Raw genomic sequence first — 25,749 nt, forward strand, 5'->3', positions numbered from 1 at the left:
GCGCCGGGCCCGCGCGGCGCCCGGCCCGCGCGGCGCCCGGCCCGCGCGGCGCCCGGCCCGCGAGGAGACCGGCCGGAGCCGGCGTCGGCCCTGACGCCGGCTCCCTTGCCAAGACCCCTCTGGGCACGGCCGCCTGCCGCGAGGGCCGCCCCTGACGACGGTGCCCCCGGCCCCTCCCGGCAGCCTCCTCACCTCTGTGGCCCCTGATCGGCGCTCCGCCGCTCTCCACCGCGTCTGGCAGCGGCCTTGGCGAGGCCGGGGCGTGCGCGGTCCGAGGGAGCGGGGCCCGGGGCGGGGGGCCCGGGGCGGGGGCCCGGCCACCTGGTGGGGATTGGACCGCCCCCGCGCCCCCGCCGGGGCCTAGCGTGCCCCCATGGACCGCACGCTCGCCGCCGATCTCGCCCGGCTTCCCGATCTCCTCGACGCCACCCGCCGCGCTGCCGCCGACGCGCTCGCAGCCCTGGACGCGCGTCCCGTCGTACCGCCCGCCGGGAAGGCAGGGCCGGGGCCCGACGGCGCGCCCGCCGGGAAGGCAGGGCCGGGGCCCGACGGCGCGCCCGAGCCGCTCCCGGAGCGCGGCGCCGGCGCCGAAGCCGCGCTCGACGCCTTCCGGGAGCGGTGGGAGCCGCGGCTGTCCGCCTCCGCAGGCCCCCGCTACCTCGGCTTCGTCACCGGCGGCGCCACCCCCGCCGCCCTCGCCGGCGACTGGCTCACCGCCGCCCACGACCAGAACTCCAACTCCGCCCTCGACGGCGCCGGCCAGGACCTCGAACGCGAGACCGTCGGCTGGCTGCGCGAGCTCTTCCACCTCTCCGCCGCCCACACCGGCACCTTCGTCAGCGGCGCCACCATGTCCAACACCACCGGCCTCGCCATCGCCCGGGAATGGCTCGGCGAACGCCTCGGCGTCTCCCCGGCCGAGGACGGCGCCGCGGCCCTCGGCCCCGTACGGGTGCTTTCCGGAGCCCCGCACTCCTCCATCGCCAAGGCCCTCTCCGTCCTCGGCCTGGGCCGGAGCAGCCTCGTCAAGGTCCCGACCCTCCCCGGCCGCGAGGCCGTGGACCCGGCCGCTCTGGACCGGGCCCTCGCCGACACCCCCGGACCGGCCGTAGTCGTCGCCAACGCCGGCACCGTCAACACCGTCGACTTCGACGACCTCCAGGCCGTCGCCGCCCTCAAGCCCCGCCACGACTTCTGGCTGCACACCGACGCCGCCTTCGGCGCCTTCGCCGCCCTCTCCCCGGACCACGCCCACCTCACCGCCGGCCTCGACGCCTCCGACTCCCTCTGCGTCGACCTGCACAAGTGGCTCAACGTCCCCTACGACAGCGCCGTCCAGTTCACCCGCCGCCGCGACCTCCAGGCCCGCGTCTTCCAGAACTCCGCCGCCTACCTCGGCCCCCTCGGCGACCACCCCGACCTGGTCCACCTCACCCCGGAGAACTCCCACCGGCTGCGCGCCCTCGCCGCCTGGTTCACGCTCCGCGCGTACGGCCGCCAGGGCCACCGGGAGATCGTCGAACGCGACATCGCCTGCGCCCGCGCACTCGGCGAGCAGCTCTCCGCGGACCCCGCCTTCACCCTGCCGGCCCCGGTCCGCCTCAACGTCGTCTGCTTCACCCTCGCCACCGACCCCACCCCGGCCCGGCTGGCCGCCCTGCGCGAGGCGGCGGCCGCCGAGGTGTTCGTCACCCCGACCGTCTACGAGGGAACCGCAGCCCTGCGCGCCGCGTTCTCCAACTGGCGTACCACGCACACGGATGTGGACCGGGTCGCGCAGGCCCTCAGGACAGCGGCAAGGGAGATCGCATGACGAGCAGCCCCCTGACCCTCATCGAGGTCGAGGCCCTGGCCCGCGAGGCACACGAGGGCCAGACCGACAAGGCCGGCCGGCCCTATGCCGAGCACCTCGCGGCCGTGGCCGAGGGCGTCCGCCTGCGCGGCGGCAGCCCGGAGCAGCAGGCGGCGGCCTGGCTCCACGACGCGATCGAGGACGAGGCACTCAGCCTCACCTGGCTGGATTCCGCCGCCCTGCCGCAGCCCGTCAAGGAGATGGTCCTGGCCGTCACCAAGCGCCCCGGCGAACCGGTCGAGCAGTACGCGGCCCGGATCCTCGCCACCCCGGGCGCCCTGCTGGTCAAGGAAGCCGACCTCGCCCACAACGCCGACCCCGCACGCCTCGCCGTACTGGACGCCCCCACGCGTGAGCGGTTGTCCGCGAAGTACGCGTATGTCCGCTCGCTCCTCGGCCTCACCTAGCCCGGCCGCCGCAGCCGTCGCGTAAACGGAACGATGGCGATTCGTCACGGGACGGATAGGTAGGGCCCGTTGGTGGGAGGATGGTCCATGTGGGTGTGCGTGGCCGCACGCCCCGGGCCGAGCAGGGGACGACCGAAGGTGTGATCAGTTGTGGCCATTTCGCTGTCAGTGGTGGTTCTGTTGGGGGTCATCCTGGTGGTGCTGATCCGCGGCAACCACATCAAGGCGGGCCCCGCCATCGTCGCGGCCCTCTTCGGCTTCTTCCTGGCGTCAAGCTCGATCTCGGACGACGTGAACCGTTTCCTCAACTCACTGGCGACGATGATCGCGAACATCAAGCTCTAGACGCCGCCGCCCCGTCCGGGAGCTGCGGGTCGGCGCTCGTCCAAGGTGGCCGAGTACCTCCCCTACCGGCGTCGCGGGTAAGGCGTATGGATCGTCTGAGGTTCGGATGGGCGCGGCCGGCCCGGATCAAGCCGTGGCAGTGCGTACTCGGGAACGAGGAAGCTGCTGTACGTCTCCGGAGCGGAAGACTCGCCCCAGCACACGGCGCCGGCGACCACGAACCCGCCCAACAGCCGCTCACCGAGGACGAAGGCCCGGGCGTCGTACCAAGGCCCGGGAACCGCTTCGCGCAATTCCGCCTCTTCCTCGGCGGACGCATCGCGGATGGTCAGCGAGGGGTAGCACTCCCGGACGGACAGGGCACTGACGTTCTTGAAGAGCACTTCGAGCGTCGTCGTGAGGCCCTGCTCGTCGTCCTGGCTCCCCCGGAGCAGCAGCTGACTGTGCCCGATGATGTAGGTGAACAACTGGACGGGCCGAGCGAAGTTCACCGGCAGACGGGTCAAAGCGACGTGCCGAGCCACTACTTGCTCTCCCGAACCCGCGAGAAGGCCTGCGTCATCATCCCGGCACTGTACGCCCGAGACATAAGCACGCACGACGAAGGGCCAGGTCGAGGAAGTGTCCTCTGACCTGGCCCTTTGTGCTTCAGAGCGGGTGACGGGAATCGAACCCGCGTAGCTAGTTTGGAAGACTAGTGCTCTACCATTGAGCTACACCCGCAACGCGCGCGCCGCAGGTCCGGGGACCGCGGCACGGACAGCATCCTAGCGGGTCGCGCCGGGGGAGTGCACACCGCATTCGAGCGCGTCACGAGGGCCGGGCTGCGGGTCGGTCCGGAAGTCGGCGGGGATACGGCCGGCGATGCCGCCGGGGATCCCCGTGGGAAACTCCGGAAACCCCGCGCATCGGAGGGTCTCCGGGCATGTACCCTACGTGTCGCACCGACGGGGTGTGGCGCAGCTTGGTAGCGCGTCCGCTTTGGGAGCGGAAGGTCGTCGGTTCGAATCCGGCCACCCCGACCACCAGCAGTGTCCCCTTCGAGATCTGTCGGGGGTTTCCACAAGATCGCGTTGTGGGCTGATTGCCGCTTGCGGTTACTATGCAAGCTGCGTGCCCGTGTGTCTGATGTACCGGGCCGAAGTCCGCTGAACCGCTGAATCGCAGCGTGACGGCAGAATCCCCAGCAGTCAGCCACAAGGAGACCGAACCGTGAAGAGCGCCGTGGAGACCCTGAACCCGACTCGGGTTCGGCTCACTGTTGAGGTGCCCTTCGAGGAGCTCAAGGACAGCCTCGACGCGGCGTACAAGAAGATCAACCAGCAGGTCACGGTGAAGGGCTTCCGCAAGGGCAAGATCCCGGCCCGCGTCATCGACCAGCGCTTCGGCCGCGGTGCGGTGCTGGAGGAGGCCGTCAACGACGCCCTCCCGAAGTTCTACACCGAGGCGGTCAACGAGGCCGACCTGAACCCGCTGGGCCAGCCCGAGGTCGACATCACGGAGCTGAAGGACGGCGAACTGCTGGCCTTCACCGCCGAGGTCGACGTGCGCCCCGAGATCGAGATCCCGGACTACTCCGGCATCGAGGTCGAGGTCGACGCCATCGAGGTCTCCGACGAGGACGTCGAGAAGTCGGTCGAGCAGCTGCGCGGCCGCTTCGCGTCCACCAAGGACGTCGAGCGCGCCGCCGCCGAGGGTGACGTCGTCACCCTGGACCTCGAGGCCAAGGTCGACGGCGAGGTGCTGCCCGACGGCGTCGCCTCCGACGTCTCCTACACCATCGGCTCGGGCGAGCTCCTCGACGGCATCGACGAGGCCGTCAAGGGCCTCGAGGCCGGCGGCGAGGCCACCTTCACCTCGCAGCTGAAGGGCGGCTCCGCCGAGGGCAAGGACGCCGAGGTCACCGTCAAGGTCACCAAGGTCTCCGCCAAGGAGCTCCCGGAGCTCGACGACGAGTTCGCGCAGATGGCGAGCGAGTTCGACACCCTCGACGAGCTCAAGGCCGACAGCCGCAAGCGCCTCGAGAACATGAAGCAGTACGACCAGGCCACGCAGGCCCAGGAGCGCGTCCTGGAGAAGCTGCTGGAGCTCGTCGAGGTCCCGATCCCCGAGAAGCTCCTCGCGGACGAGGTCCAGACCCGCAAGCACAACCTGGAGCACCACCAGCTCGGCCAGATGGGCCTGGACCTGGAGAAGTACCTGGAGTTCCAGGGCAAGACGGTCGAGGAGTTCGACGCCGAGACCTCCGAGCAGGCCATCAAGGGCATCAAGACCCAGTTCGTCCTCGACGCGCTGGTCAACAAGGAGAAGCTGGGCGTCAACCAGGAGGAGCTCACCGAGCACCTCATGCGCCGCGCCGCCTCCTCCGGCATGTCCCCCGACCAGTTCGCCCAGGCCGTCGTCGAGGGCGGCCAGGTCCCGATGCTGGTCGGCGAGGTCGCCCGCGGCAAGGCCCTCGCGGTCGTCGTCGAGGCCGCCAAGGTCGTCGACACCAACGGTGAGGTCATCGACCTGTCGGACGAGGACGAGGAGCAGGCCGTCGAGACGGTCGAGGCCGCCGTCGACGCCGAGGCCGAGGTGAAGGCCGACGAGGCCAAGTAACACCCCGGGCGAAGCCCACTGAGCAGTGCCCCGAAGGGCCCGGACGCCAGCGCGTCCGGGCCCTTCCGCACTGCCCCCGGAAGGGGCCGGGACCTTGCGCTCCGAGCGAACAGTTCGGGAAGCGGGATGGCGTTGTCCTACCTGCGCGTTAGGGTCCATGAATACGAGGGCACGGGAGTAACCGGATGCCGGCGGACTCGTCCGCCCGGCAGGGCCGCGCCCCAGAACGAGACGCTGAGACGGCACATGGCCGTCGGAGACGAGCAGGTGGATACGTGACGAATCTGATGCCTTACGCCGCGGGTGAGCCGTCCATCGGTGGCGGCCTCGGCGACCATGTCTACAACCGGCTGCTCGGCGAGCGAATCATCTTCCTCGGCCAGCAGGTCGACGACGAGATCGCCAACAAGATCACGGCGCAGCTCCTCCTCCTCGCGGCCGAGCCCGAGAAGGACATCTACCTGTACATCAACAGCCCCGGTGGCTCGGTGACGGCGGGCATGGCGGTCTACGACACCATGCAGTACATCCCGAACGACGTCGTCACCATCGGCATGGGCATGGCGGCCTCCATGGGCCAGTTCCTGCTCACCGGCGGCGCCAAGGGCAAGCGCTTCGCCCTGCCGAACACCGACATCCTGATGCACCAGGGCTCCGCCGGCATCGGCGGCACCGCGTCGGACATCAAGATCCAGGCCCAGTACCTGCTGCGCACCAAGCAGCGCATGGCCGAGATCACCGCGTTCCACTCGGGCCAGACCGTCGAGGCGATCATCCGCGACGGTGACCGCGACCGCTGGTTCACCGCCGTGGAGGCCAAGGAGTACGGCCTCATCGACGAGATCATCTCGGCCGCGTCCAACGTGCCGGGCGGCGGCGGCACCGGGGCCTGATCCCGGCCCACCGCCAGTACCGAGCAGCCGACAGCCCGCAGAACGCAGAACGCCACCAGGATGGTGAACACCCAGATGCAGAACAACTTCTCCGCGAGCGGCCTTTACACCGGCCCGCAGGTGGACAACCGCTACGTCATCCCGCGCTTCGTCGAGCGCACCTCGCAGGGCGTGCGCGAGTACGACCCGTACGCGAAGCTGTTCGAGGAGCGCGTGATCTTCCTCGGCGTGCAGATCGACGACGCCTCCGCCAACGACGTCATGGCGCAGCTGCTGTGCCTGGAGTCGATGGACCCGGACCGCGACATCTCGATCTACATCAACAGCCCCGGCGGCTCCTTCACCGCGCTGACGGCGATCTACGACACGATGCAGTTCGTGAAGCCGGACATCCAGACGGTCTGCATGGGCCAGGCGGCCTCCGCCGCCGCGGTCCTGCTCGCCGCCGGCACCCCCGGCAAGCGCATGGCCCTGCCGAACGCCCGCGTGCTGATCCACCAGCCGTCCGGCGGCACCGGCCGTGAGCAGCTCTCCGACCTGGAGATCGCGGCCAACGAGATCCTGCGCATGCGCGACCAGCTGGAGACCATGCTGGCCAAGCACTCGACGACGCCGATCGAGAAGATCCGCGACGACATCGAGCGCGACAAGATCCTCACGGCCGAGGACGCCCTCGCGTACGGCCTGATCGACCAGATCATCTCCACCCGCAAGAGTTCGCACTGATCCTTGCCGCCAGTTGGCGTGGACGCGCCGCCGCATTCGGCGATGTGAACCACGTCAAGGGGGCCCCGCAGGGGGCCCCCGGCAAGGTACCGTCGGATATGAGGCACCAGGAGCGCTGAACCAAGCGTCTCCCAGGCGAAGGGGAAGCACCTCGTGGCACGCATCGGTGACGGCGGCGACCTGCTCAAGTGCTCGTTCTGCGGAAAGAGCCAGAAGCAGGTGAAGAAGCTCATCGCAGGACCCGGTGTGTACATCTGCGACGAGTGCATCGACCTCTGCAACGAGATCATCGAAGAGGAGCTCGCGGAGACCTCCGAGGTCCGGTGGGAGGAACTCCCCAAGCCCCGTGAGATCTACGAGTTCCTGGAGAGCTACGTCGTCGGCCAGGAGCCGGCGAAGAAGGCGCTCTCCGTCGCGGTGTACAACCACTACAAGCGGGTCCAGGCCGGCGAGAACGGCGGCGCGCAGGGCCGCGAGGACGCGATCGAGCTCGCGAAGTCGAACATCCTGCTGCTGGGCCCCACCGGCTCCGGCAAGACCCTGCTCGCCCAGACGCTCGCGCGCATGCTGAACGTCCCGTTCGCCATCGCCGACGCGACGGCGCTGACGGAAGCCGGGTACGTCGGCGAGGACGTCGAGAACATCCTGCTCAAGCTGATCCAGGCCGCGGACTACGACGTCAAGAAGGCCGAGACCGGGATCATCTACATCGACGAGATCGACAAGGTCGCCCGCAAGAGCGAGAACCCGTCGATCACGCGCGACGTCTCGGGCGAGGGCGTTCAGCAGGCCCTCCTCAAGATCCTCGAGGGCACGACGGCGTCCGTCCCCCCGCAGGGCGGCCGCAAGCACCCGCACCAGGAGTTCATCCAGATCGACACGACGAACGTGCTCTTCATCGTGGGCGGCGCCTTCGCCGGCCTGGAGAAGATCATCGAGTCGCGTGCGGGCGCCAAGGGCATCGGCTTCGGGGCGACGATCCGCTCGAAGCGCGAGATCGAGGCGAGCGACCAGTTCCAGGAGGTCATGCCGGAGGACCTGGTGAAGTTCGGGATGATCCCCGAGTTCATCGGCCGCCTCCCCGTGCTGACCTCGGTGCACAACCTGGACCGCGAGGCCCTGCTCCAGATCCTCATCGAGCCGCGCAACGCCCTGGTGAAGCAGTACCAGCGGCTGTTCGAACTCGACGGTGTGGAGCTGGACTTCGAGCGCGAGGCCCTCGAGGCCATCGCCGACCAGGCGATCCTCCGCCAGACGGGCGCGCGCGGCCTGCGCGCCATCATGGAAGAGGTCCTGATGTCGGTGATGTACGAGGTCCCGTCCCGCAAGGACGTGGCCCGCGTGGTCATCACCTCGGACGTGGTCCGCTCCAACGTCAACCCGACGCTGGTCCCCCGCATCGTCCCGAAGGACCAGGGCCCGCACGAGAAGTCGGCGTAGCCGCACGGAACACGCAGAAGGGGTGCCCCCGGCCGGGGGCACCCCTTCTGCATGTCCGGATGTCCCGATGTCCTGCGGACCGCTACTTCTTGACGCGCGAGGTGTTGTAGAGCTTCGCGGTCAGGTCCGCGGTCTGCTCCAGGGTGTAGCCCGACTTGCCGGCGAGCACGGAGGCCATCTCCATCGAGGTGACCGTGCTCAGGGTGCTGTAGTCACCCCAGATGCAGATCGGGAGGGTGAACTCCTTGGGGCCCTTGTTCGACGCGTCCTTGGAGGTGAACTTGGCCTCCTGGCACTTCATCACGGCGCCCTTGAAGCCCGACGGGCTCATCGTCTTGGGGCTGCCGATGAGCTCGACGTTCGTCTTGCTGTCGTCCTTGGTGGCCTCCAGCTTGGCCAGGGCGAAGTAGGCGTCCACGGCCTTCTCCGGATCGGGGATCTCGCCGTAGACGCCCGAGAAGTTGAGGAGCTTGCCGGCCAGCGGATTCGCCGGGTCGCCGGACTGGTAGGTCATGCCGACCTGAGTGGGGTTCTTGACGCCCACTCCCTCGGCTTCCTTCTTGTCCTTGTCGGTGAAGGGCTTGTCCTTGTACTTCGGGTCCTTCTTGAAGTCGTCGACCGACTCCGGGGCCACCAGCTTGTAGCCCTTGGTGTCGGCGGCGATGGAGCCGCCCGCGCCGCCGCCCAGGAAGTACCAGCCGCCGCCCGCGATCACCGCGACCGCGACGACCACGCCGATGACCACGCCGGCCTTGGACTTCTTCGGCTGCTGCTGCGGGGGCATTGCGCCGTACGGGGGCTGCTGGTAGCCGTACGCCGGCTGCTGCTGGGGCTGCTGCGGGTAGCCCTGCGGCGGGACGCCCGGCTGCTGCGGGTAGCCGTAGCCGGGCTGGGGCGCGGGCTGACCGTAGGGGCCCGGCGGCGGCGGAGGAGGCTGCTGCCCGTACGGTCCGGGCTGCTGCGGCTGCTGTCCGTACGGCCCTGGCTGGTTGTAGCTCATTCCGCGTCCCCCAATGAGGTTGCTTATACGTTCCACACATCCTGTCGGAAGGCCCGGGCCGACAGGTCCCCGGGGCACCCCGATTACCGGTTTCATGACTGGACTGTTACGGCCCTAAACTGTGCCTCGTGACCGAGAACACGCAGACACCCAGCAGCCCCAACTCCGAACTGCCGACCCAGTACGCGCCGGCCGAGGTAGAGGGGAAGCTCTACGAGCGCTGGGTGGAGCGTGGGTACTTCACGGCCGATCCCAAGAGCGAGAAGCCCGCGTACACCATCGTCATCCCGCCGCCGAACGTCACCGGCTCCCTGCACCTGGGCCACGCCTTCCAGCACACGCTCATGGACGCCCTGACCCGCCGCAAGCGGATGCAGGGCTACGAGTCGCTGTGGCTGCCCGGCATGGACCACGCCGGCATCGCCACCCAGAACAAGGTCGAGCAGCAGCTCGCCGAGGAGGGCAAGTCCCGCCACGACCTGGGCCGCGAGGAGTTCGTCGAGCGGGTCTGGCAGTGGAAGGAAGAGTACGGCGGCAAGATCCTCGGCCAGATGCGGCGCCTGGGCGACGGCGTCGACTGGAGCCGCGAGCGGTTCACCATGGACGAGGGCCTGTCCAAGGCCGTCCAGACGATCTTCAAGAAGCTCTTCGACGACGGGCTCATCTACCGCGCCGAGCGCATCATCAACTGGTGCCCCCGCTGCCTGACGGCCATCTCCGACATCGAGGTGGAGTACCAGGAGGACGCGGGCGAGCTCGTCTCGATCAAGTACGGCGAGGGCCAGGACACCCTGGTCGTCGCGACGACCCGCGCCGAGACGATGCTCGGTGACACCGCCGTCGCCGTCCACCCGGACGACGAGCGGTACGCGCACCTCGTCGGCAAGCAGATCAAGCTGCCGCTGACCGACCGGACCATCCCGGTCGTCGCGGACACGCACGTCGACCCGGAGTTCGGCACCGGCGCCGTCAAGGTGACCCCGGCGCATGACCCGAACGACTTCGCCATCGGGCAGCGCCACGGCCTGCCCAATATGACGATCATGGACGAGCGCGGTGTCATCACCGTCCACGGCCCCTTCCTCGGCCTGGACCGCTACGAGGCCCGTTCCGCGGTCGTCGGCGCCCTGCGCGAGCAGGGCCGCATCGTCGCCGAGAAGCGCCCGTACCTGCACTCCGTCGGGCACTGCTCGCGCTGCCGCACCACCGTCGAGCCGCGCCTGTCCCTCCAGTGGTGGGTCAAGGTCGAGACGCTCGCCAAGGCCGCCGGCGACGCGGTCCGCGACGGCCGGGTCTCGATCCACCCCGAGGAGATGTCGAAGCGCTACTTCGACTGGGTCGACAACCTCAACGACTGGTGCATCTCGCGCCAGCTGTGGTGGGGCCACCGCATCCCGGTCTGGTACGGCCCGGCCGGCGAGGTCGTCTGCGTCGGACCGGACGACGAGGCGCCGACGGGGGAGGGCTGGGTCCAGGACACCGACGTCCTCGACACCTGGTTCTCGTCCGGCCTGTGGCCGTTCTCGACGCTCGGCTGGCCGGAGAAGACCCCGGACCTGGAGAAGTTCTACTCCACCGACGTCCTGGTCACCGGCCACGACATCATCTTCTTCTGGGTCGCCCGGATGATGATGTTCGGCCTGTACGCCATGGACGGCGAGCCCCCCTTCAAGACGATCGCGCTGACCGGCCTGGTCCGCGACGAGCGCGGCAAGAAGATGTCGAAGTCCTTCGGCAACGTGGTCGACCCGCTGGACTGGATGGACAAGTACGGCTCCGACGCCGTCCGCTTCACCCTGGCCAAGGGCGCCAACCCCGGCACCGACGTCCCGATCGGCGAGGACTGGGTCCAGGCCTCGCGCAACTTCGCCAACAAGATCTGGAACGCCACGCGCTTCGCGCTGATGAACGGCGCGACGATCGAGGGCGACCTGCCGCCGGTCGAGAAGATGTCGGCGACCGACCGCTGGATCCTGTCCCGGCTGAACAAGACCGTCGCGCAGGTGGACGCCTACTACGAGGACTTCCAGTTCTCAAAGCTCAGCGAGGCCCTCTACCACTTCGCGTGGGACGAGGTCTTCGACTGGTACGTCGAGCTGTCGAAGACGACCTTCTTCGCGGGCGGCGAGGGCGCCAAGGTCTCCGGCCGGGTCCTCGGCGAGGTCCTGGACACGACCCTGCGCCTGCTGCACCCCGTGGTCCCCTTCGTCACCGAGACCCTGTGGACCACGCTGACGGGCGGCGAGTCCCTCGTCGTCGCCGCCTGGCCCAAGACTGTGTCCGTTCCTGGGGCTGACGCCCCGGGTGGCTTCCGCGACGAGGCCGCCGAGGCCGAGATCGAGAACCTGCAGGCCGTCGTCACCGAGGTCCGCCGGTTCCGGGCCGACCAGGGTCTGCAGCCGGGCCAGAAGGTCCCGGCCCGCCTGGACCTCACCGGCACGGCGCTGGCCGCGCACGAGGGTGCCATCCGCCAGCTGCTGCGCCTCCAGCCGGAGGGCGACTCCTTCAGCGCCACCGCGACCCTCCCGGTCGCCGGCGCCACCGTCGCGCTCGACCTGTCGGGCACCATCGACGTGGCCGCCGAACGCAAGCGGCTGAGCAAGGACCTGGCCGCCGCCGAGAAGGAGAAGCAGCAGGCCGAGGGCAAGCTCGGGAACGAGGCCTTCCTGGCCAAGGCACCCGACAACGTCGTGGACAAGATCAAGGGCCGCCTGGCCAAGGCCGAGGCGGACATCGCCCGGATCCAGGCCCAGCTGGACGGGCTGCCCCCCGCCCAGTAGCCCGTGGACGCACGAGGAAGGCCCCCACGCCGTCGACGTGGGGGCCTTCCTCCGTATGGCTTCCCCGCGAGGGGGCCGGCGTCACAGCAGGCGGCTGCCGAACTCCGTCACGATCAGCACGGCCACCACCGCGTACGCGGTCAGCGGCACCAGCCAGTGGGGGAGCGCCCGCAGCCGGGAGCCGGGCCGCGACAGCTGCCGGGTGACGTACCAGAACAGCGGGATCATCACCGCCCACACGACCATGCACCACGGGCACAGCGCACCGATCACGTACAGGCACTGGCCGATCAGCCAGACCGTGAACGCGAAACCGGCGGCGACCCCGGCCCACAGCCCCCGCCACAGCCAGCGCGGGAACACCGCCCCGGCGACCAGCGCCACGCCCAGGCCCGAGAGCGCGGCGAAGCCGGCCAGGCCCAGCAGCATGTTGGGGAAGCCGAGCAGGTTGCCCTGCCAGGTGGTCATCACGTCTCCGCAGCTGAGGACGGCGCTGACATTGCATCCCGGGGTGAAGAGGGGGTCCTCGAGGGTGCGGATGCGGTCGTACGTAAGGACGCCGGAGGCCAGGGTGCCGAGGAGTCCGCCGATCAGCACGAGCAGTGACGTGCCCCGAGTGGTGGTCATTCCCCCGACGTTACGAGGGCCGGGCGGGCCCGCGGCAGGGCGGAAGGTCGCCGTGACCAGGGACCTCCGACCTGTCCGAAGTGCCCTATATCACTCGTTATCCCGTCCGCGTGGATCCCGATCCGGGGCGATGACCACGGATGATGGGGGGCATGCACGTCAAGCCCGCCGCCGCCTCGGCGCTCCACCGGGTCGTGGCCTCCGGGCGTCGGCTCGCCGAGGGCTGGGCCGGTTCACCGCGGGCACTGGACGTGCTGACGGCGCTCAGCTGCCTGGCCCTGATGGCCCTGGACATCCCCGGGCTGGCCGCGGCCGACAACTCGCTCAACGGGCCGCTCGCCGCCGTCGTGCTCACCATCGGCTGTTCGAGCCTGATGCTGCGGCGCCGGATGCCCTGGCTCTCGTACCTGGCCGCGCTGCTCTTCGTCGGCTGGCTGCACGAGCTGACCCTGATCCAGTTCGCCCTCTACTCGGTGGGCCGCTACCGCGGGCGCCGGGCCGGCATCCTCGCCACCCTCGGGTACGTGGCCTTCGCGCTGGCCCTGTTCTACGGGGTGCCGGACTGGCCCGCCTCCCGGGCCGAGACCTTCAGCGGGTTCCTCAGCGTGGTCGTGCCCATCGGGGTGCTCGCCTCGGCCGTCGGCATCGCCGCGTACCGGCACGACCTGGTGTCGGAGCTGACCGCGCGGCGGGCCGAGTCCGCCGTGCTCCAGGCCGTGCAGCAGGAGCGCACCTCGGTCGCCCGGGACGTCCACGACTTCGTCGGGCGGGAGCTGACCCTGCTGACGGTGCGCTCCGAGGTGCTGTCGTCGCGGGCCCGCGAGACGGCGTACGCCAAGGACTTCGAGGAGCTGGCCGACACCGCCCGCCGGGCCCATCTGGTGCTCAACGAGATCATCGTGCAGCGCGGCGGCCGGACCTCGACCCCCGGGGTGGAGGGGCTGGCGGCGCTGGCGGAGGAGAGCGGGCGGGCCGGTTCGCCCGTACGGCTCGTCATGGACCCGGCGGTGGCGGCCCTGTCGCCGCTGCGGCAGGCGGCGGTCTACCGGGTGGTGCAGGAGTGCCTGACCAACGCGGCCAAGCACGCCCACGGCGAGACCATCGACGTGTCGATCGCGGCGGACGGCCCGCGGCTGCGCATCGCCGTCAGCAACGCCCTGCCGGCCCGGACCCCGGGCCGGGCGCCCGTCTCGGCGGGTTCGGGCACGGCGAGCATGTGCGAGCGCGTGCGCAGCCTGGGCGGCGAGCTGACGGCGACGCGCACGGAGGACTCGTACGAGGTCGTCGCCAGCCTGCCGCGCGGCTAGAGCGCTGCGGGGCCAGCAGGCTGCTCAGGGTGTCCAGGTCCTCGACGCAGCGGCCCGAGCCCAGGGCCACACAGTCCAGCGGGTTGTCGGCGACGTAGACCGGGATGCCGGTGGCGGAGGCCATCCGCAGGTCAAGGCCGGGGAGCAGGGCGCCGCCGCCGGTCAGCACGATGCCGTGTTCCATCACGTCGCCGGAGAGCTCGGGCGGACACTCCTCCAGGGTGGTGCGGACGGCGGCGATGATCGCCTCGACGGGCTCGTCCAGGGCAGTCCGCACGTCCGGGGCGGTCAGCTCCAGGGTCTTGGGCATGCCGCCGACCTTCTCGCGGCCGCGCACGGTGAAGGTGCGGGTCTCCAGCTCCGGCCGGTCCGGGACGGGCCAGGCCGATCCGATGCCGACCTTGACGTCCTCGGCGGTGCGCTCGCCGATGAGCAGCGCGTGCTCCTTGCGGACATAGTCGATGATCGCCGCATCCAGCCGGTCCCCGCCGACGCGCAGCGACTGCGAGGTGACGATGCCGCCCAGCGAGATGACGGCGACCTCGGAGGTGCCGCCGCCGATGTCCACGACCATGGAGCCGCGCGGTTCGGCGACCGGGAGCCCGGCGCCGATGGCGGCGGCCATCGGCTCCTCGATGAGGTGGACGGTGCGGGCCCCGGCCCGGGTGGAGGCGTGGACGATGGCGCGGCGCTCGACCTGGGTGACCCCGGACGGTACGCAGATCACCATGCGGGTGCGGGTCCGCCGGCCGGGGACGGCCTTGCGGACGAAGTGCCGGATCATCTCCTCGGCGGCCTCGTAGTCGCAGATCACGCCGTCCTTGAGGGGGCGGATGGCGGTGATGGAGCCGGGGGTGCGGCCGATGGTCTCCTTGGCCTCCGCCCCGACGGCCAGCGCGGTGGTCGTGCCCGCCTTCACGGCGACCACGGACGGCTCATTGAGCACGATTCCGTGCCCCCGTGCGTAGACCAGGGTGTTCGCGGTCCCCAGGTCTATTCCTATGTCGCGGCTGGATGCTGTCTTGTTGCTGCTGGCCTGCGGCATTTGTTCCCCAATCTCCTGCCCGCAAGGCTTGCATAACGATCTGGTCGCCCCGCCCGTCGAAAGTCCCGAAACGCCCGGGCCGAAAGTCCCGCCGGTCCTCGTCCGTAGACTGGCCCCGTGAGTGAGCAGCAGCCCGAGAGCCACGACCGCGACCGCGATGCCGATTTCGCCGAGTCCGCCGAGCCCGACGAGTTCGACCAGATCGTGGCGGAAGAGTCCGAACGCGACCCCGACCTGGCGGTGATCGAGGCCGGCAGCCGCACCCTGCGCGCCCAGGCCGGACCGCCGCAGGGCGATCCGGTGCCCGCCCGGCCCGCCGATCCGGAGGTCGCGAAGGCGCTGCTGGAGGTGGAGCAGGAGCTGGCCACGCGCTGGGGCGAGACCAAGCTGGAGCCGTCGGTCACGCGGATCGCCTCGCTGATGGACGTCCTGGGCGAGCCGCAGCGCGCGTACCCCTCCATCCACGTCACCGGCACGAACGGCAAGACCAGCACGGCCCGCATGATCGAGGCCCTGCTGAACGCCTTCGAACTGCGCACCGGCCGCTACACCAGCCCGCACGTGCAGTCGGTCACCGAGCGGATCAGCCTCGACGGGGCGCCGATCACCGCGGAGCGGTTCGTCGAGACGTACCACGACATCAAGCCGTACGTGGAGATGGTCGACGCCGCCGAGGAGTACCGGCTGTCGTTCTTCGAGGTGCTGACCGCCATGGCGTACGCGGCCTTCGCGGACGCCCCGGTGGACGCGGCCGTGGTCGAGGTCGGCATGGGCGGGACCTGGGACGCGACCAACGTCATCGACGGCGCGGTCGCCGTGGTCACCCCGATCAGCCTGGACCACACCGACCGGCTCGGATCGACGCCCGGTGAGATCGCCCAGGAGAAGGGCGGGGTCATCAAGCAGGGCGCCACCGTGATCCTGGCGCAGCAGCCGGTGGACGCGGCGCAGGTGCTGCTGAAGAAGGCCGTCGAGGTCGACGCGACGGTGGCCCGCGAGGGCATGGAGTTCGGCGTGGTCTCGCGCGAGGTCGCGGTCGGCGGCCAGCAGCTGACGCTGCGCGGGGTCGGCGGGGAGTACGACGGCATCTTCCTGCCCCTGTACGGGGCGCACATGGCGCACAACGCCGCGGTGGCGCTGGCCGCGGTCGAGGCCTTCTTCGGGGTCGGGACCGGCGGCCAGGAGCACGCGCGGGTGCTGGACGCGGACACCGTGCGCAAGGCCTTCGCGTCGGTGACCTCGCCGGGCCGCATGGAGGTCGTGCGGCGCAGCCCGACGGTGGTGCTGGACGCGGCGCACAACCCGGCGGGGGCGGCGGTCACCGCGGACGCGGTCACCGAGTCCTTCGGTTTCAGCCGGCTGATCGGTGTCGTGGCCGCGAGCGAGGGCAAGGACGTCCGCGGGGTGCTCGAGGCCTTCGAGCCGATCTTCGCGGAGGTGGTGGTGACGGAGAACTCCAGCCACCGGACGATGGGCGCGGACGAGTTGGCGGCCGTCGCGGTCGAGGTGTTCGGGCAGGACCGGGTGCAGGTGGAGCCGAGGCTGGACGACGCCCTGGAGGCGGCGATCACCCTGGCGGAGGAAGAGGCCGAGTACGGAGGGGCCGGGGTCCTGGTGACCGGTTCCGTGATCACGGTGGGCGAGGCCCGCCTGCTGCTGAAGAGGGGCTGAGGATGCGCACGCTGTGTGCGAGCACGCTGATCGGCGAGTTCTTCGTGATCGGGTTCGCGGGCCTGGTGGCCATGAAGGACCCCGACCTGACCCAGGCCGCCGTGTGGACGGTATGCGGGGTCACGATGCTGCTCTCGGTGCTGCTGTGCGGGATGCTCTCGCGTCCCGGGGCGGTCCAGCTGGGCTGGGCCCTGCAGATCGGCCTGATCGTGAGCGGGTTCGTCGTCCCGACGATGTTCTTCCTTGGCGCGGTGTTTGCGGGGCTGTGGTGGTGCTCGGTGCACTACGGCCGCAAGATCGACACGATCAAGGCCCGCTGGGCGGAAACGGCGGAGGCGCCGGCGGCCCCCGGGGCGCCTGACGCTGCGTGACAGCTCGTCCGAACGGCCCTGTAGATTCGTCCCACCGCACCCGTATGCCGCAAGGAGCCGCAACATGACCCAGCGCACCCTCGTCCTGCTGAAGCCCGACGCCGTCCGTCGCGGTCTGGTGGGCGAGATCATCGGCCGTATCGAGCGGAAGGCCGGCTGGACCATCCCGGCGCTGGAGCTGCGCACCCTGGACCAGGAGACGCTCGAGGCGCACTACGGCGAGCACAAGGGCAAGCCCTTCTACGAGCCCCTGATGGGCTTCATGGCCAGCGGCCCGGTCGTGGCCCTGGTCGTCGAGGGGGAGCGCGCGATCGAGGGCGTCCGCCAGCTGGCCGGACCCACCGACCCGATCGCCGCGGCGCCCGGCTCCATCCGGGGGGATTTCGGCACGATCGTCCGGGAGAACCTGATCCACGCCTCGGACTCCGAGGAATCCGCGGAGCGCGAGCTGAAGCTCTTCTTCCCCGCGCTCTGACACTGACGAGACATCAGCCAAATAGCGCTCATGACCTGGGGCGACCGAAGTAATTTCGGTCGCCCTTCGGTATTTCCCCGCAGGAGCGGGAACGCCTGGGCAGAACACGTCGTCACCACTAAGGGGGCGGGTATCCATTCCGGCGGGATTGCCGGAGTCCCGTCGCGCGGTGTCCGTACTCGCGGCACTACGATGGGGCCTCCACCCACACACCCACCTCGCCGACCTGACAGCAGCCGCTATCAACTGGAAGGCCAGACGCTCCTCATGGGGAACAAGGGGAACAACATGTCGTTCATCGGCCGTGACATGGCGATCGACCTCGGGACCGCCAACACGCTGGTGTACGTGAGGGGCCGGGGGATCGTCCTGAACGAGCCGTCCGTGGTCGCCATCAACACGAACACCGGCGGCATTCTGGCGGTCGGCTCCGAGGCGAAGAAGATGATCGGGCGCACGCCCGGCAACATCGTCGCCGTAAGGCCCCTCAAGGACGGCGTCATCGCCGACTTCGAGATCACCGAGCGTATGCTCCGGTACTTCATCCTCAAGATCCACAAGCGCCGCTACCTGGCCCGCCCCCGCGTCGTGGTGTGCGTGCCCTCCGGCATCACCGGAGTGGAGCGGCGCGCCGTCATCGAGGCGTCCACGCAGGCCGGCGCCCGCCAGGTGCACATCATCGAGGAGCCCATGGCCGCCGCCATCGGCTCGGGCCTGCCCGTCCACGAGGCCACCGGCAACATGGTCGTGGACATCGGCGGCGGCACCACCGAGGTCGCCGTCATCTCCCTCGGCGGAATCGTCACGGCGCAGTCCATCCGGGTGGCCGGCGACGAGCTCGACAACGCGATCATCCAGCACATCAAGAAGGAGTACTCGCTCCTCCTCGGCGAGCGTACCGCCGAGCAGATCAAGATCACGATCGGGTCGGCGTACGACCTCGACAAGGACGAGCACACCGAGATCCGCGGCCGCGACCTGGTCTCCGGGCTGCCCAAGACGGTCGTCATCTCGGCCGCCGAGGTCCGCAAAGCCATCGAGGAGCCCGTCAACGCCATCGTCGACGCCGTCAAGACCACCCTCGACAAGTGCCCGCCGGAGCTCTCCGGCGACATCATGGACCGCGGCATCGTCCTGACCGGCGGCGGCGCCCTGCTGCGCGGCCTCGACGAGCGGCTGCGGCGCGAGACCGGCATGCCCATCCACATCGCCGAAGACCCGCTCGACTCCGTCGCCCTCGGCTCCGGCAAGTGCGTCGAGGAGTTCGAGGCCCTCCAGCAGGTCCTGGACGCCCAGCCCCGTCGCTGAACACAGCCCTCCGTGCCGGAGGGGCCATGCGGAACACACAAGGATCCGCCGTACGGGTGCTACCGGGCCCGTGCGGCGGATCGTTGATATACAGGCAAAACAACATTCCGACGAGGAAGGCACGGCCGCCGCACGTGAGGGACACACGAGAAAGCCGGCTGCTCCTGGTGCTTCTGATCGCCATCGCGTTCGCATTGATCACGGTGGACATCAGGGCAGGCGAGGAGTCGCCGGTCGACGGTGCCCGGCAGGCCGCCGCAGCGGTCTTCGGCCCGGTCGAGAAGGGCGTGGCCACCGCCGTCGACCCGGTCGCCAACGCCATAGGGGCCGTACGGGACTCCGGTGAGCGCCACAACCGGATCGCCGTACTGGAGCGCGAGAACGCGGCCCTGAAGGCCAAGCTCGGCAGCGAGGAGCAGACCCGCAGCCGCATCCACGAGCTCGACGAGATGCTCAAGCGGGCCGGCGCCGGGCAGTACGGCATCAAGGGCGCCGAGGTCATCGCCATAGGAGCGGCCCAGGGCTTCTCCTGGACCGTCACCATCGACGCCGGCAGCAAGGACGGCATCGAGCGCGACATGACCGTCCTCAACGGGGACGGACTCGTCGGCCGGGTCACCACCGTCGGCCCCGACACCGCCACCGTCGTCCTCGCCAACGACCCCGACTTCACCGTAGGCACCCGCCTGGAGAAGACCGGCGAACTCGGCTTCGCCACCGGCCAGGGCGACCGCGCCCTGTCCGTGCAGATGCTCAACGGCAAGGCCAAGATCGGCCCCGGAGACCGGCTCGTCACCTTCGGCTCGCACGGCAACAAGCCCTTCGTGCCCGGCGTGCCGATCGGCGAGGTCGTCAAGGTCGACGCCGCCCGCGGCGACCTCACCCGCACCGTATGGGTGCGGCCGTTCGTCGGCTTCTCGCGGCTGGACATCGTCGGCGTCGTGGTGATGCCGCCGCGCGAGGACCCGCGCGACGCCGTCCTGCCGCCGAAGCCCGAGGCCCCCAAGCCCACCCCGACGGTCACCGTCACGGTCACCCCGTCCGCGACCGCCGGCGCGCCCAGCAAGCCGGCCGACGAGTAGGAGCAGACCGACCATGCGCTTCAACCGGATCCTGCTCTCGGCCACGCTCGTCGTGGTCGCCCTCGTCGTGCAGGTCACCGTACTGGGCCGGCTCCAGCTGCCCGGCGCCGTGCCCGACCTGCTGCTGCTCACCGTCGTCGCCCTGGCACTCGTGTACGGGCACGTCAGCGGCGCCCTCATCGGCTTCGCCGCCGGCCTCCTCGCCGACCTGGCACCGCCCGCCGACCACGCCGCCGGACGGTACGCGCTCGTCCTGTGCGTCATCGGCTACGTGGCCGGGCTGGTGCGCCCCGACAGCGGACGCTTCCGCTCCGCCTGGGGCCCGATGCTCACCGTCGTCGGCGCGGCGATCGGCTCCACCCTGCTCTACGCGGGCGTGGGCGCCCTCGTCGGCGACACCGCCGCCCGCCACGTGGGCCTGACCGGGCTGCTGTTCACCGCCACCCTCTACGACCTGCTGCTCGCGCCCTTCACCGTGCCGTTCATCATGGCGCTGGCCCGGCGCGCCGAGAACGACCCGATGGCCGTCGAGGCCGGCGGCGGACCCCCCCAGGGCAAGGACGTGTCCTCCGGCTGGCTGGCCGGCGGCACCGGCCTGCGCATCGGCAGCCAGCGCGGCGGCCTGCGCCTGAAGACCGCGCGCGGCCGCGCCAACAAGGCCGTCCGCATAAAGGGCGTCAAGGCCGTCAAGAGCGTGAAGAGCGTCAGAAAGCTGTGAGGGAGGAGCCGACGTGACCAACGTTCCGGAGACCGGCCGCACCTCCCGTGTGCAGATCCGGCTCGTCATCATGCAGGTGCTCGTCCTCTCGATGCTGGTCACCCTCGGCGGGCGCCTCTGGTACCTCCAGGTCCGCAACGGCGAGGAGTACTACCACGAGGCGAAGAGCAACCACGTGCAGCGGGTCGTCCGGCCGGCCGTGCGCGGTTCGGTCCTCGACGCCCGCGGCGTCCCGCTCGCCGACAACGAGACCCGCCTGGTCGTCTCCGCGAGCCGCACGGCACTGATGAAGATGAAGGACCGGGGCAAGGGGGTCATGACCCGCCTCGCCGACGTCCTGGGCATGAGCCCCAAGGAGGTCATGGACAAGGTCCGGCTCTGCGACTCCCAGACCCCGAAGCCCTGCTGGAACGGCTCTCCGTACCAGCCGATCCCGATCACCCTCGAAGCCAGCACGCAGCAGGCGCTGCAACTGCGCGAACGCCCAGAGGACTTCCCCGGCATCACCGCGGAGCCCACCGCCGTCCGCCGCTACCCGGCCCCCGGCGGGGCGCGCACCTCGCAGGTGCTCGGCTACCTCTCGCCGGTCACCGACGACGAGATCCAGAAGGCCAAGGACACCGACTCGCCGCACCTGCGGTCCGATCAGGTCGGCCGCTCCGGCATCGAGCGCACCTACGACAAGCAGCTGCGCGGCAAGGCGATGGTCACCTCGTACGAGGTCGACAACCTCGGCCGGGTCATGCACCAGACCGAGTCCGACCCGGGCGTGCCCGGATCCACCCTGGTCACCAGCATCGACGCCCGGGTCCAGTCCGTCGCCGAGTACGAGCTCCAGCAGGCGATGAAGACCGTCCGCCAGGAGACCGACAAGATCACCGGCCGCAAGTACGAGGCCGACTCGGGCGCCGTCGTCGTCATGGAGGCCAAGACCGGCCGGATCGTCGCGATGGCCTCCCAGCCGGACTACGACCCCAACGCCTGGGTCGGCGGCATCTCCGCCAAGGACTACGCCAAGCTCACCAGCAAGAACTCCAACTACCCGCTGCTCAACCGGGCCATCCAGGGCCAGGCCCCCGCGGGCTCCATCTTCAAGGTGGTGTCGGCGAGCGCGGCCGTCCGGGCCGGCTACCCCTTCGACAGCAAGTACAACTGCAGCAGCTCCTACAGCCTGGGCGGCCGGAGCTTCGCGAACTTCGAGTCCAAGGGGCACGGCCCCATCACCCTCGGCGAGGCGCTGAAGTTCTCCTGCAACACGGTCTTCTACGCCCTCGGGCACAAGGAGTGGCAGCGCGACGGCGGCCTCGAGCCCAAGAAGGACGCCCACGACTGGTTCTACCGGACCGCCCGCGAGTTCGGGCTCGGCTCCGAGACCGGCGTCGACCTGCCGAACGAGGAGACCGGCCGCATCCCCGACCGCCGTTGGAAGAAGAGCTTCTGGGCGGCCAACAAGGACTCCTGGTGCAAGCAGGGCAAGAAGGGCGGCACCTACGTCGAGCAGATCGCCTACGAGAGCTGCCTCGAGGGCAACCAGCTGAAGGCGTTCGACAGCATCAACTTCGCCATCGGGCAGGGCGACGTCCTGGTTACCCCCATCCAGATGGCCACCGCCTACTCCGCGATCAGCAACGGCGGCACCCTCTTCGACCCCACGGTCGGCAAGGCCGTCATCAGCCCCGACGGCAAGCACGTCCAGATGATCAAGCCCAAGTCGCACGGCAGGCTGCCGATCGACGCCCGGACCGTCAAGGACCTCGACAAGGGCCTGCGCATGGTCGTCGAGCCCGGCGGCACCGCCGCCTGGAGGTTCGGCGGCTGGCCGCTGGACAAGATCCCGATGCGGGCCAAGACCGGCACCGCCCAGGTCTACGGCAAGCAGACCACCTCGTGGCTGGCCACCTACACCGACGACTTCACCATCGTCATGACCATCTCCCAGGGCGGCACCGGCTCCGGAGCCTCCGGCCCCGCCGTCCGCAACATCTACAACGCCATCTACGGCCTCGACATGGCCGGCAAGCAGGACGTGACGAAGGCCCTGCTGCTGGGGCCCGAGACGAAACTGCCCAGGATCCGCCCCGACGGCTCCATCGACTCCCCCGAGATCAGGCCGTACGTGCCGCCGTCCCCGGAGGAGCTGGCGCCGCCCGCGCTCGCCGGCCCGCCCGCCCAGCGCCCCGCGCAGCACGACTGAGGACCGAAACCGACATGCAGACCGCCAACAAGTTCTCCGTCTCCCGGTACGCGCCCGAGCGCGGGGCGATGGCCAAGCTCACCGCCCGCGACTCGGTGCTGCGCCGGCTCGACTGGCCGATACTCCTCTCCTCGCTGGCCCTGTCCTTCATCGGCGCCCTGCTGGTGTGGTCGGCGACCCGCAACCGGACCTCCCTGAACCAGGGGGACCCGTACTACTTCCTGGCCCGGCACGCCCTGAACACCGGGATCGGCCTGGTCCTGATGATCGGCACCATCTGGCTCGGCCACCGCACCCTGCGCGGTGCGGTGCCGATCCTGTACGGGATCTCGCTCCTGCTGATCATCGCGGTGCTCACCCCGCTCGGCGCCACCATCAACGGCGCCCACGCGTGGATCGTGATCGGCGGCGGATTCTCCCTCCAGCCCTCCGAGTTCGTGAAGATCACGATCATCCTGGTCATGGCGATGCTGCTGGCGGCCCGGGTGGACGCGGGCGACCTCGCCCATCCCGACCACCGCACGGTCGTCAAGGCCCTGTGCCTGGCGGCCGCCCCCATGGGCATCGTCATGCTGATGCCCGACCTCGGCTCCGTCATGGTCATGGTCGTCATCGTGCTCGGCGTGCTGCTGGCCTCCGGCGCCTCCAACCGCTGGGTGCTGGGCCTGATCGGCTCCGGCGCCGGCGGCGCCATCCTGATCTGGCAGCTCGGCGTCCTCGACGAGTACCAGATCAACCGCTTCGCGGCCTTCGCCAACCCCGAACTCGACCCCGCCGGCGTCGGCTACAACACCAACCAGGCGCGCATCGCGATCGGCTCGGGCGGGCTGACCGGCTCCGGGCTCTTCAAGGGCTCGCAGACCACCGGCCAGTTCGTGCCCGAGCAGCAGACCGACTTCGTCTTCACGGTGGCGGGGGAGGAGCTGGGCTTCGTCGGGGCCGGGCTGATCCTGCTGCTGCTGGGCGTGGTGCTGTGGCGGGCCTGCATGATCGCCCGCGAGACCACCGAGCTCTACGGGACGATCGTGTGCGCCGGGATCATCGCGTGGTTCGCCTTTCAGTCCTTCGAGAACATCGGGATGACCCTCGGGATCATGCCGGTGGCCGGGCTGCCGCTGCCGTTCGTCTCGTACGGAGGATCGTCGATGTTCGCCGTGTGGGTGGCCATCGGACTACTTCAGTCGATCAAGGTGCAACGGCCATTGTCGGCCTGATCCCCGGCCTGATCGCCCGTTCACCCTGCCGTCGCCGTCCGTTCAGGACTAAGTTCGGTCTATGGCGGACACGAAGCGCGAGATCGAGCGGAAATTCGAGTTCACTAAGGCGTCGGCGGCCCGGCGCGGGGTGCCGGATCTGACGGGCACGGCCGCGATCGCGGCTGTCTCCGACCAGGGCACGGTCGACCTGGACGCCGTCTACTACGACACCCCGGACCACCGGCTCGCCGCCGACGGCCTCACCCTGCGCCGCAGAACCGGTGGCGCCGACGCGGGCTGGCACCTCAAGCTGCCCGTCTCCCCGGGCGTGCGCGACGAGATCGCGGCCGCCCTCAGCGACACCGTCCCGGTCCAGCTGTCCGCCCTGCTGCGCTCACGGGTGCGCGGGGCCGGGCTGGAACCGCAGGTCAGGCTGGTCTCCTCGCGCAGGGTCAGCCACCTCCTCGACGCCGACGGAGCCCTCCTCGCGGAGCTGAGCACCGACACCGTCCGGGCGGAGCGCGGCGCGGCCACCGCCGCCTGGACCGAGGTCGAGGTGGAACTCGCCGACGGGATCGACCCCCGGCTGCTCGACGCGGTCGAGAAGGCCTTCCGCAAGTCCGGGCTCCGCGTCTCCGACGCCCCCTCGAAACTCGCCCGGGCGCTCACCGAGACCGAGGCCGAGGCGGGATCCGGGGCCGAGTCCGAGTCCGGGACCGAGGCCGGCGCCGAAGCCCCGGCACTGCCCGCGGCGGATCCCGGTGACGGCACGGCAGGCGCGTACGTGCTCGCGTACCTGCGCGAACAGCGCGACGCCCTGGTCACCCTGGACCCCGCCGTGCGCCGCGGCCTGCCGGACTCCGTCCACCAGATGCGGGTCGCCACCCGGCGGCTGCGCAGCGCCTTCAAGACCTACCGCAAGGTGCTGGACCGGGCCGTCACCGACCCGATCGGCGAGGAACTGCGGTTCCTCGCCGCGGAGCTCGGCGTCGACCGCGACCAGGAGGTCCTGCTCGACCGGATCCAGGGCCACCTGGACGAGCTGCCGCGCGCCCTGCTGATCGGCCCGGTCCGCGGCCGGCTGCGCACCTGGAACAACTCCCGCCGCTCCGGATCCCGCCGCCGGGCGCTGGCCGCGCTCGACAGCGCCCGCTACCTCGCCCTGCTGGACTCCCTCGACGCCCTGCTGGCCGAGCCGCCGCTGCGCAAGGCCGCCGGCGGGCGGGCGGAACGCGTCCTGCCCACGGCGGTGCTGCGCGACTACGAGCGCCTCGCGGGCCGGGTCGAGGGCGCGCTCGCCATGGAACCGGGCGGGGAGCGCGACGTGGCCCTGCACGAGGCCCGCAAGGCGGCCAAGCGCGCCCGCTACGCGGCGGAGGCGGCCACGCCCGCCGTCGGCAAACCGGCGAAACGCCTCGCCAAGGCCGTGAAGAAGGTCCAGACCCTGCTCGGCGACCACCAGGACAGCGTGGTCGCCCGCGAGGCCCTGCGCGGCCTCGGCGTCCAGGCGGCGGGCGCGGGCGAACCCTCCTTCACCTGGGGCGTGCTCTACGCCCGCGAGGAAGCCCTGGCCGAGCGGCGCGAACGGGAGCTTCCGGACGTCTGGGCCAAGACCTCCGAGCCGGGGCTGCGGGCGGCCCTGGGATGATCATGTGGCTGGGGGCGGCCGAGCCTAGAGGTACGCTTGAGAGCTGCCCCCTGCCCGCTTCAC

The 25,749-nt window shown here is 70.4% G+C and carries 21 protein-coding genes, 2 tRNA genes and 1 pseudogene; 19 read left to right on the forward strand and 5 right to left on the reverse strand.

From position 1 onward, the window contains the following. Positions 1-373 precede the first annotated feature (373 nt). From ACFWP3_RS25145 to ACFWP3_RS25155, 3 genes are all read left to right on the forward strand, one after another. Complete coding sequence (locus ACFWP3_RS25145) at positions 374-1,813, forward strand: pyridoxal phosphate-dependent decarboxylase family protein (RefSeq protein ID WP_384225031.1); 1,440 nt, start codon at positions 374-376, stop codon at positions 1,811-1,813. Then, complete coding sequence (locus ACFWP3_RS25150) at positions 1,810-2,259, forward strand: HD domain-containing protein (protein ID WP_384225032.1); 450 nt, start codon at positions 1,810-1,812, stop codon at positions 2,257-2,259. Before ACFWP3_RS25145 ends, ACFWP3_RS25150 begins: the two co-directional genes overlap by 4 nt. Before the next feature lie 150 nt (positions 2,260-2,409). Next, positions 2,410-2,604 carry a hypothetical protein gene (locus ACFWP3_RS25155; protein ID WP_362296899.1) on the forward strand — a complete coding sequence of 65 codons (195 nt, stop codon included), beginning with the start codon at positions 2,410-2,412 and terminating at the stop codon, positions 2,602-2,604. 62 nt (positions 2,605-2,666) lie between these two features. On the opposite strand, the gene ACFWP3_RS25160 is transcribed toward ACFWP3_RS25155, so the two are convergent. Beyond that, positions 2,667-3,128, reverse strand: coding sequence for a hypothetical protein (locus ACFWP3_RS25160; protein WP_384225035.1), 462 nt, complete (start codon positions 3,126-3,128; stop codon positions 2,667-2,669). 128 nt (positions 3,129-3,256) lie between these two features. Then, positions 3,257-3,327, reverse strand: a tRNA-Gly gene (locus tag ACFWP3_RS25165). Positions 3,328-3,552: 225 nt separating this feature from the next. Here ACFWP3_RS25165 and ACFWP3_RS25170 point away from each other — a divergent pair. The 5 genes from ACFWP3_RS25170 (at position 3,553) to clpX (ending at position 8,264) form a co-directional block, all read left to right on the forward strand. Next, positions 3,553-3,629: transfer RNA gene (locus ACFWP3_RS25170), tRNA-Pro, on the forward strand. 187 nt (positions 3,630-3,816) lie between these two features. Further along, positions 3,817-5,205: a trigger factor gene (gene tig / locus ACFWP3_RS25175; protein ID WP_384225037.1), complete on the forward strand. Its 1,389-nt coding sequence runs from the start codon at positions 3,817-3,819 to the stop codon at positions 5,203-5,205. Positions 5,206-5,480: 275 nt separating this feature from the next. After that, a complete protein-coding gene (locus tag ACFWP3_RS25180; protein ID WP_069920280.1) occupies positions 5,481-6,098 on the forward strand; it encodes an ATP-dependent Clp protease proteolytic subunit in 618 nt (205 codons plus the stop codon). Between the two features lie 60 nt (positions 6,099-6,158). Then, positions 6,159-6,824: an ATP-dependent Clp protease proteolytic subunit gene (locus ACFWP3_RS25185; protein ID WP_030710839.1), complete on the forward strand. Its 666-nt coding sequence runs from the start codon at positions 6,159-6,161 to the stop codon at positions 6,822-6,824. A 153-nt stretch (positions 6,825-6,977) separates the two neighbouring features. Further along, complete coding sequence (gene clpX / locus ACFWP3_RS25190) at positions 6,978-8,264, forward strand: ATP-dependent Clp protease ATP-binding subunit ClpX (protein ID WP_361751229.1); 1,287 nt, start codon at positions 6,978-6,980, stop codon at positions 8,262-8,264. An 82-nt stretch (positions 8,265-8,346) separates the two neighbouring features. Here clpX and ACFWP3_RS25195 read toward each other — a convergent pair whose 3' ends face one another. Next, entirely contained in the window at positions 8,347-9,264 is a 918-nt protein-coding gene (locus ACFWP3_RS25195) for a hypothetical protein (RefSeq protein WP_384225041.1), read from the reverse strand. 128 nt (positions 9,265-9,392) lie between these two features. Between ACFWP3_RS25195 and ACFWP3_RS25200 the strand changes: the two genes are divergently transcribed. After that, positions 9,393-12,044 carry a valine--tRNA ligase gene (locus ACFWP3_RS25200; RefSeq protein ID WP_384225044.1) on the forward strand — a complete coding sequence of 884 codons (2,652 nt, stop codon included), beginning with the start codon at positions 9,393-9,395 and terminating at the stop codon, positions 12,042-12,044. An 81-nt stretch (positions 12,045-12,125) separates the two neighbouring features. Here ACFWP3_RS25200 and ACFWP3_RS25205 read toward each other — a convergent pair whose 3' ends face one another. Continuing rightward, complete coding sequence (locus ACFWP3_RS25205; RefSeq protein WP_384225047.1) at positions 12,126-12,671, reverse strand: vitamin K epoxide reductase family protein; 546 nt, start codon at positions 12,669-12,671, stop codon at positions 12,126-12,128. A gap of 152 nt (positions 12,672-12,823) precedes the next feature. On the opposite strand from ACFWP3_RS25205, the gene ACFWP3_RS25210 reads away from it, so the two are divergent. Next, positions 12,824-13,978, forward strand: coding sequence for a sensor histidine kinase (locus ACFWP3_RS25210; protein ID WP_384225050.1), 1,155 nt, complete (start codon positions 12,824-12,826; stop codon positions 13,976-13,978). Between the two features lie 10 nt (positions 13,979-13,988). On the opposite strand, the pseudogene ACFWP3_RS25215 reads toward ACFWP3_RS25210, so the two are convergent. After that, positions 13,989-15,023 (reverse strand): annotated as a pseudogene (locus ACFWP3_RS25215) (rod shape-determining protein); the annotation flags it as partial. Between the two features lie 117 nt (positions 15,024-15,140). Here ACFWP3_RS25215 and ACFWP3_RS25220 point away from each other — a divergent pair. The 9 genes from ACFWP3_RS25220 to ACFWP3_RS25260 all read left to right on the forward strand — a co-directional run bounded on the left by ACFWP3_RS25220 (position 15,141) and on the right by ACFWP3_RS25260 (position 25,686). Beyond that, positions 15,141-16,694, forward strand: a complete 1,554-nt coding sequence (locus ACFWP3_RS25220) for a bifunctional folylpolyglutamate synthase/dihydrofolate synthase (protein ID WP_384225053.1) — start codon at positions 15,141-15,143, stop codon at positions 16,692-16,694. Between the two features lie 2 nt (positions 16,695-16,696). After that, the gene (locus tag ACFWP3_RS25225) at positions 16,697-17,065 is read left to right on the forward strand and encodes a DUF4233 domain-containing protein (RefSeq protein WP_384225056.1); all 369 of its coding nucleotides are present in this window, start codon (positions 16,697-16,699) and stop codon (positions 17,063-17,065) included. A 64-nt stretch (positions 17,066-17,129) separates the two neighbouring features. Further along, positions 17,130-17,540 carry a nucleoside-diphosphate kinase gene (gene ndk / locus ACFWP3_RS25230; protein WP_361751243.1) on the forward strand — a complete coding sequence of 137 codons (411 nt, stop codon included), beginning with the start codon at positions 17,130-17,132 and terminating at the stop codon, positions 17,538-17,540. A 288-nt stretch (positions 17,541-17,828) separates the two neighbouring features. Beyond that, the gene (locus tag ACFWP3_RS25235) at positions 17,829-18,848 is read left to right on the forward strand and encodes a rod shape-determining protein (protein WP_008738981.1); all 1,020 of its coding nucleotides are present in this window, start codon (positions 17,829-17,831) and stop codon (positions 18,846-18,848) included. Between the two features lie 134 nt (positions 18,849-18,982). After that, positions 18,983-19,930, forward strand: a complete 948-nt coding sequence (gene mreC / locus ACFWP3_RS25240) for a rod shape-determining protein MreC (RefSeq protein ID WP_384225059.1) — start codon at positions 18,983-18,985, stop codon at positions 19,928-19,930. 13 nt (positions 19,931-19,943) lie between these two features. After that, positions 19,944-20,648, forward strand: a complete 705-nt coding sequence (mreD, locus tag ACFWP3_RS25245; protein ID WP_384225062.1) for a rod shape-determining protein MreD — start codon at positions 19,944-19,946, stop codon at positions 20,646-20,648. 13 nt (positions 20,649-20,661) lie between these two features. Then, a complete protein-coding gene (gene mrdA / locus ACFWP3_RS25250; RefSeq protein WP_384225065.1) occupies positions 20,662-22,842 on the forward strand; it encodes a penicillin-binding protein 2 in 2,181 nt (726 codons plus the stop codon). Between the two features lie 14 nt (positions 22,843-22,856). Next, the gene (rodA, locus tag ACFWP3_RS25255; protein WP_384225068.1) at positions 22,857-24,056 is read left to right on the forward strand and encodes a rod shape-determining protein RodA; all 1,200 of its coding nucleotides are present in this window, start codon (positions 22,857-22,859) and stop codon (positions 24,054-24,056) included. A 61-nt stretch (positions 24,057-24,117) separates the two neighbouring features. Beyond that, the gene (locus tag ACFWP3_RS25260) at positions 24,118-25,686 is read left to right on the forward strand and encodes a CHAD domain-containing protein (RefSeq protein ID WP_384225071.1); all 1,569 of its coding nucleotides are present in this window, start codon (positions 24,118-24,120) and stop codon (positions 25,684-25,686) included. Positions 25,687-25,749 lie beyond the last annotated feature (63 nt).

It is taken from the genome of Streptomyces sp. NPDC058525, assembly GCF_042719495.1.
Taxonomy (GTDB): domain Bacteria; phylum Actinomycetota; class Actinomycetes; order Streptomycetales; family Streptomycetaceae; genus Streptomyces.

Bases quoted from the DNA above. Each gene is read 5' to 3' on its own strand.
- rodA (WP_384225068.1), top strand. From the start codon at position 22,857: ATGCAGACCGCCAACAAGTTCTCCGTCTCCCGGTACGCGCCCGAGCGC.
- ACFWP3_RS25225 (WP_384225056.1), top strand. From the start codon at position 16,697: ATGCGCACGCTGTGTGCGAGCACGCTGATCGGCGAGTTCTTCGTGATC.
- ACFWP3_RS25195 (WP_384225041.1), bottom strand. From the start codon at position 9,264: ATGAGCTACAACCAGCCAGGGCCGTACGGACAGCAGCCGCAGCAGCCC.
- ACFWP3_RS25150 (WP_384225032.1), top strand. From the start codon at position 1,810: ATGACGAGCAGCCCCCTGACCCTCATCGAGGTCGAGGCCCTGGCCCGC.
- ndk (WP_361751243.1), top strand. From the start codon at position 17,130: ATGACCCAGCGCACCCTCGTCCTGCTGAAGCCCGACGCCGTCCGTCGC.
- ACFWP3_RS25210 (WP_384225050.1), top strand. From the start codon at position 12,824: ATGCACGTCAAGCCCGCCGCCGCCTCGGCGCTCCACCGGGTCGTGGCC.
- ACFWP3_RS25235 (WP_008738981.1), top strand. From the start codon at position 17,829: ATGTCGTTCATCGGCCGTGACATGGCGATCGACCTCGGGACCGCCAAC.
- ACFWP3_RS25260 (WP_384225071.1), top strand. From the start codon at position 24,118: ATGGCGGACACGAAGCGCGAGATCGAGCGGAAATTCGAGTTCACTAAG.
- ACFWP3_RS25205 (WP_384225047.1), bottom strand. From the start codon at position 12,671: ATGACCACCACTCGGGGCACGTCACTGCTCGTGCTGATCGGCGGACTC.
- ACFWP3_RS25185 (WP_030710839.1), top strand. From the start codon at position 6,159: ATGGTGAACACCCAGATGCAGAACAACTTCTCCGCGAGCGGCCTTTAC.
- ACFWP3_RS25145 (WP_384225031.1), top strand. From the start codon at position 374: ATGGACCGCACGCTCGCCGCCGATCTCGCCCGGCTTCCCGATCTCCTC.
- mreD (WP_384225062.1), top strand. From the start codon at position 19,944: ATGCGCTTCAACCGGATCCTGCTCTCGGCCACGCTCGTCGTGGTCGCC.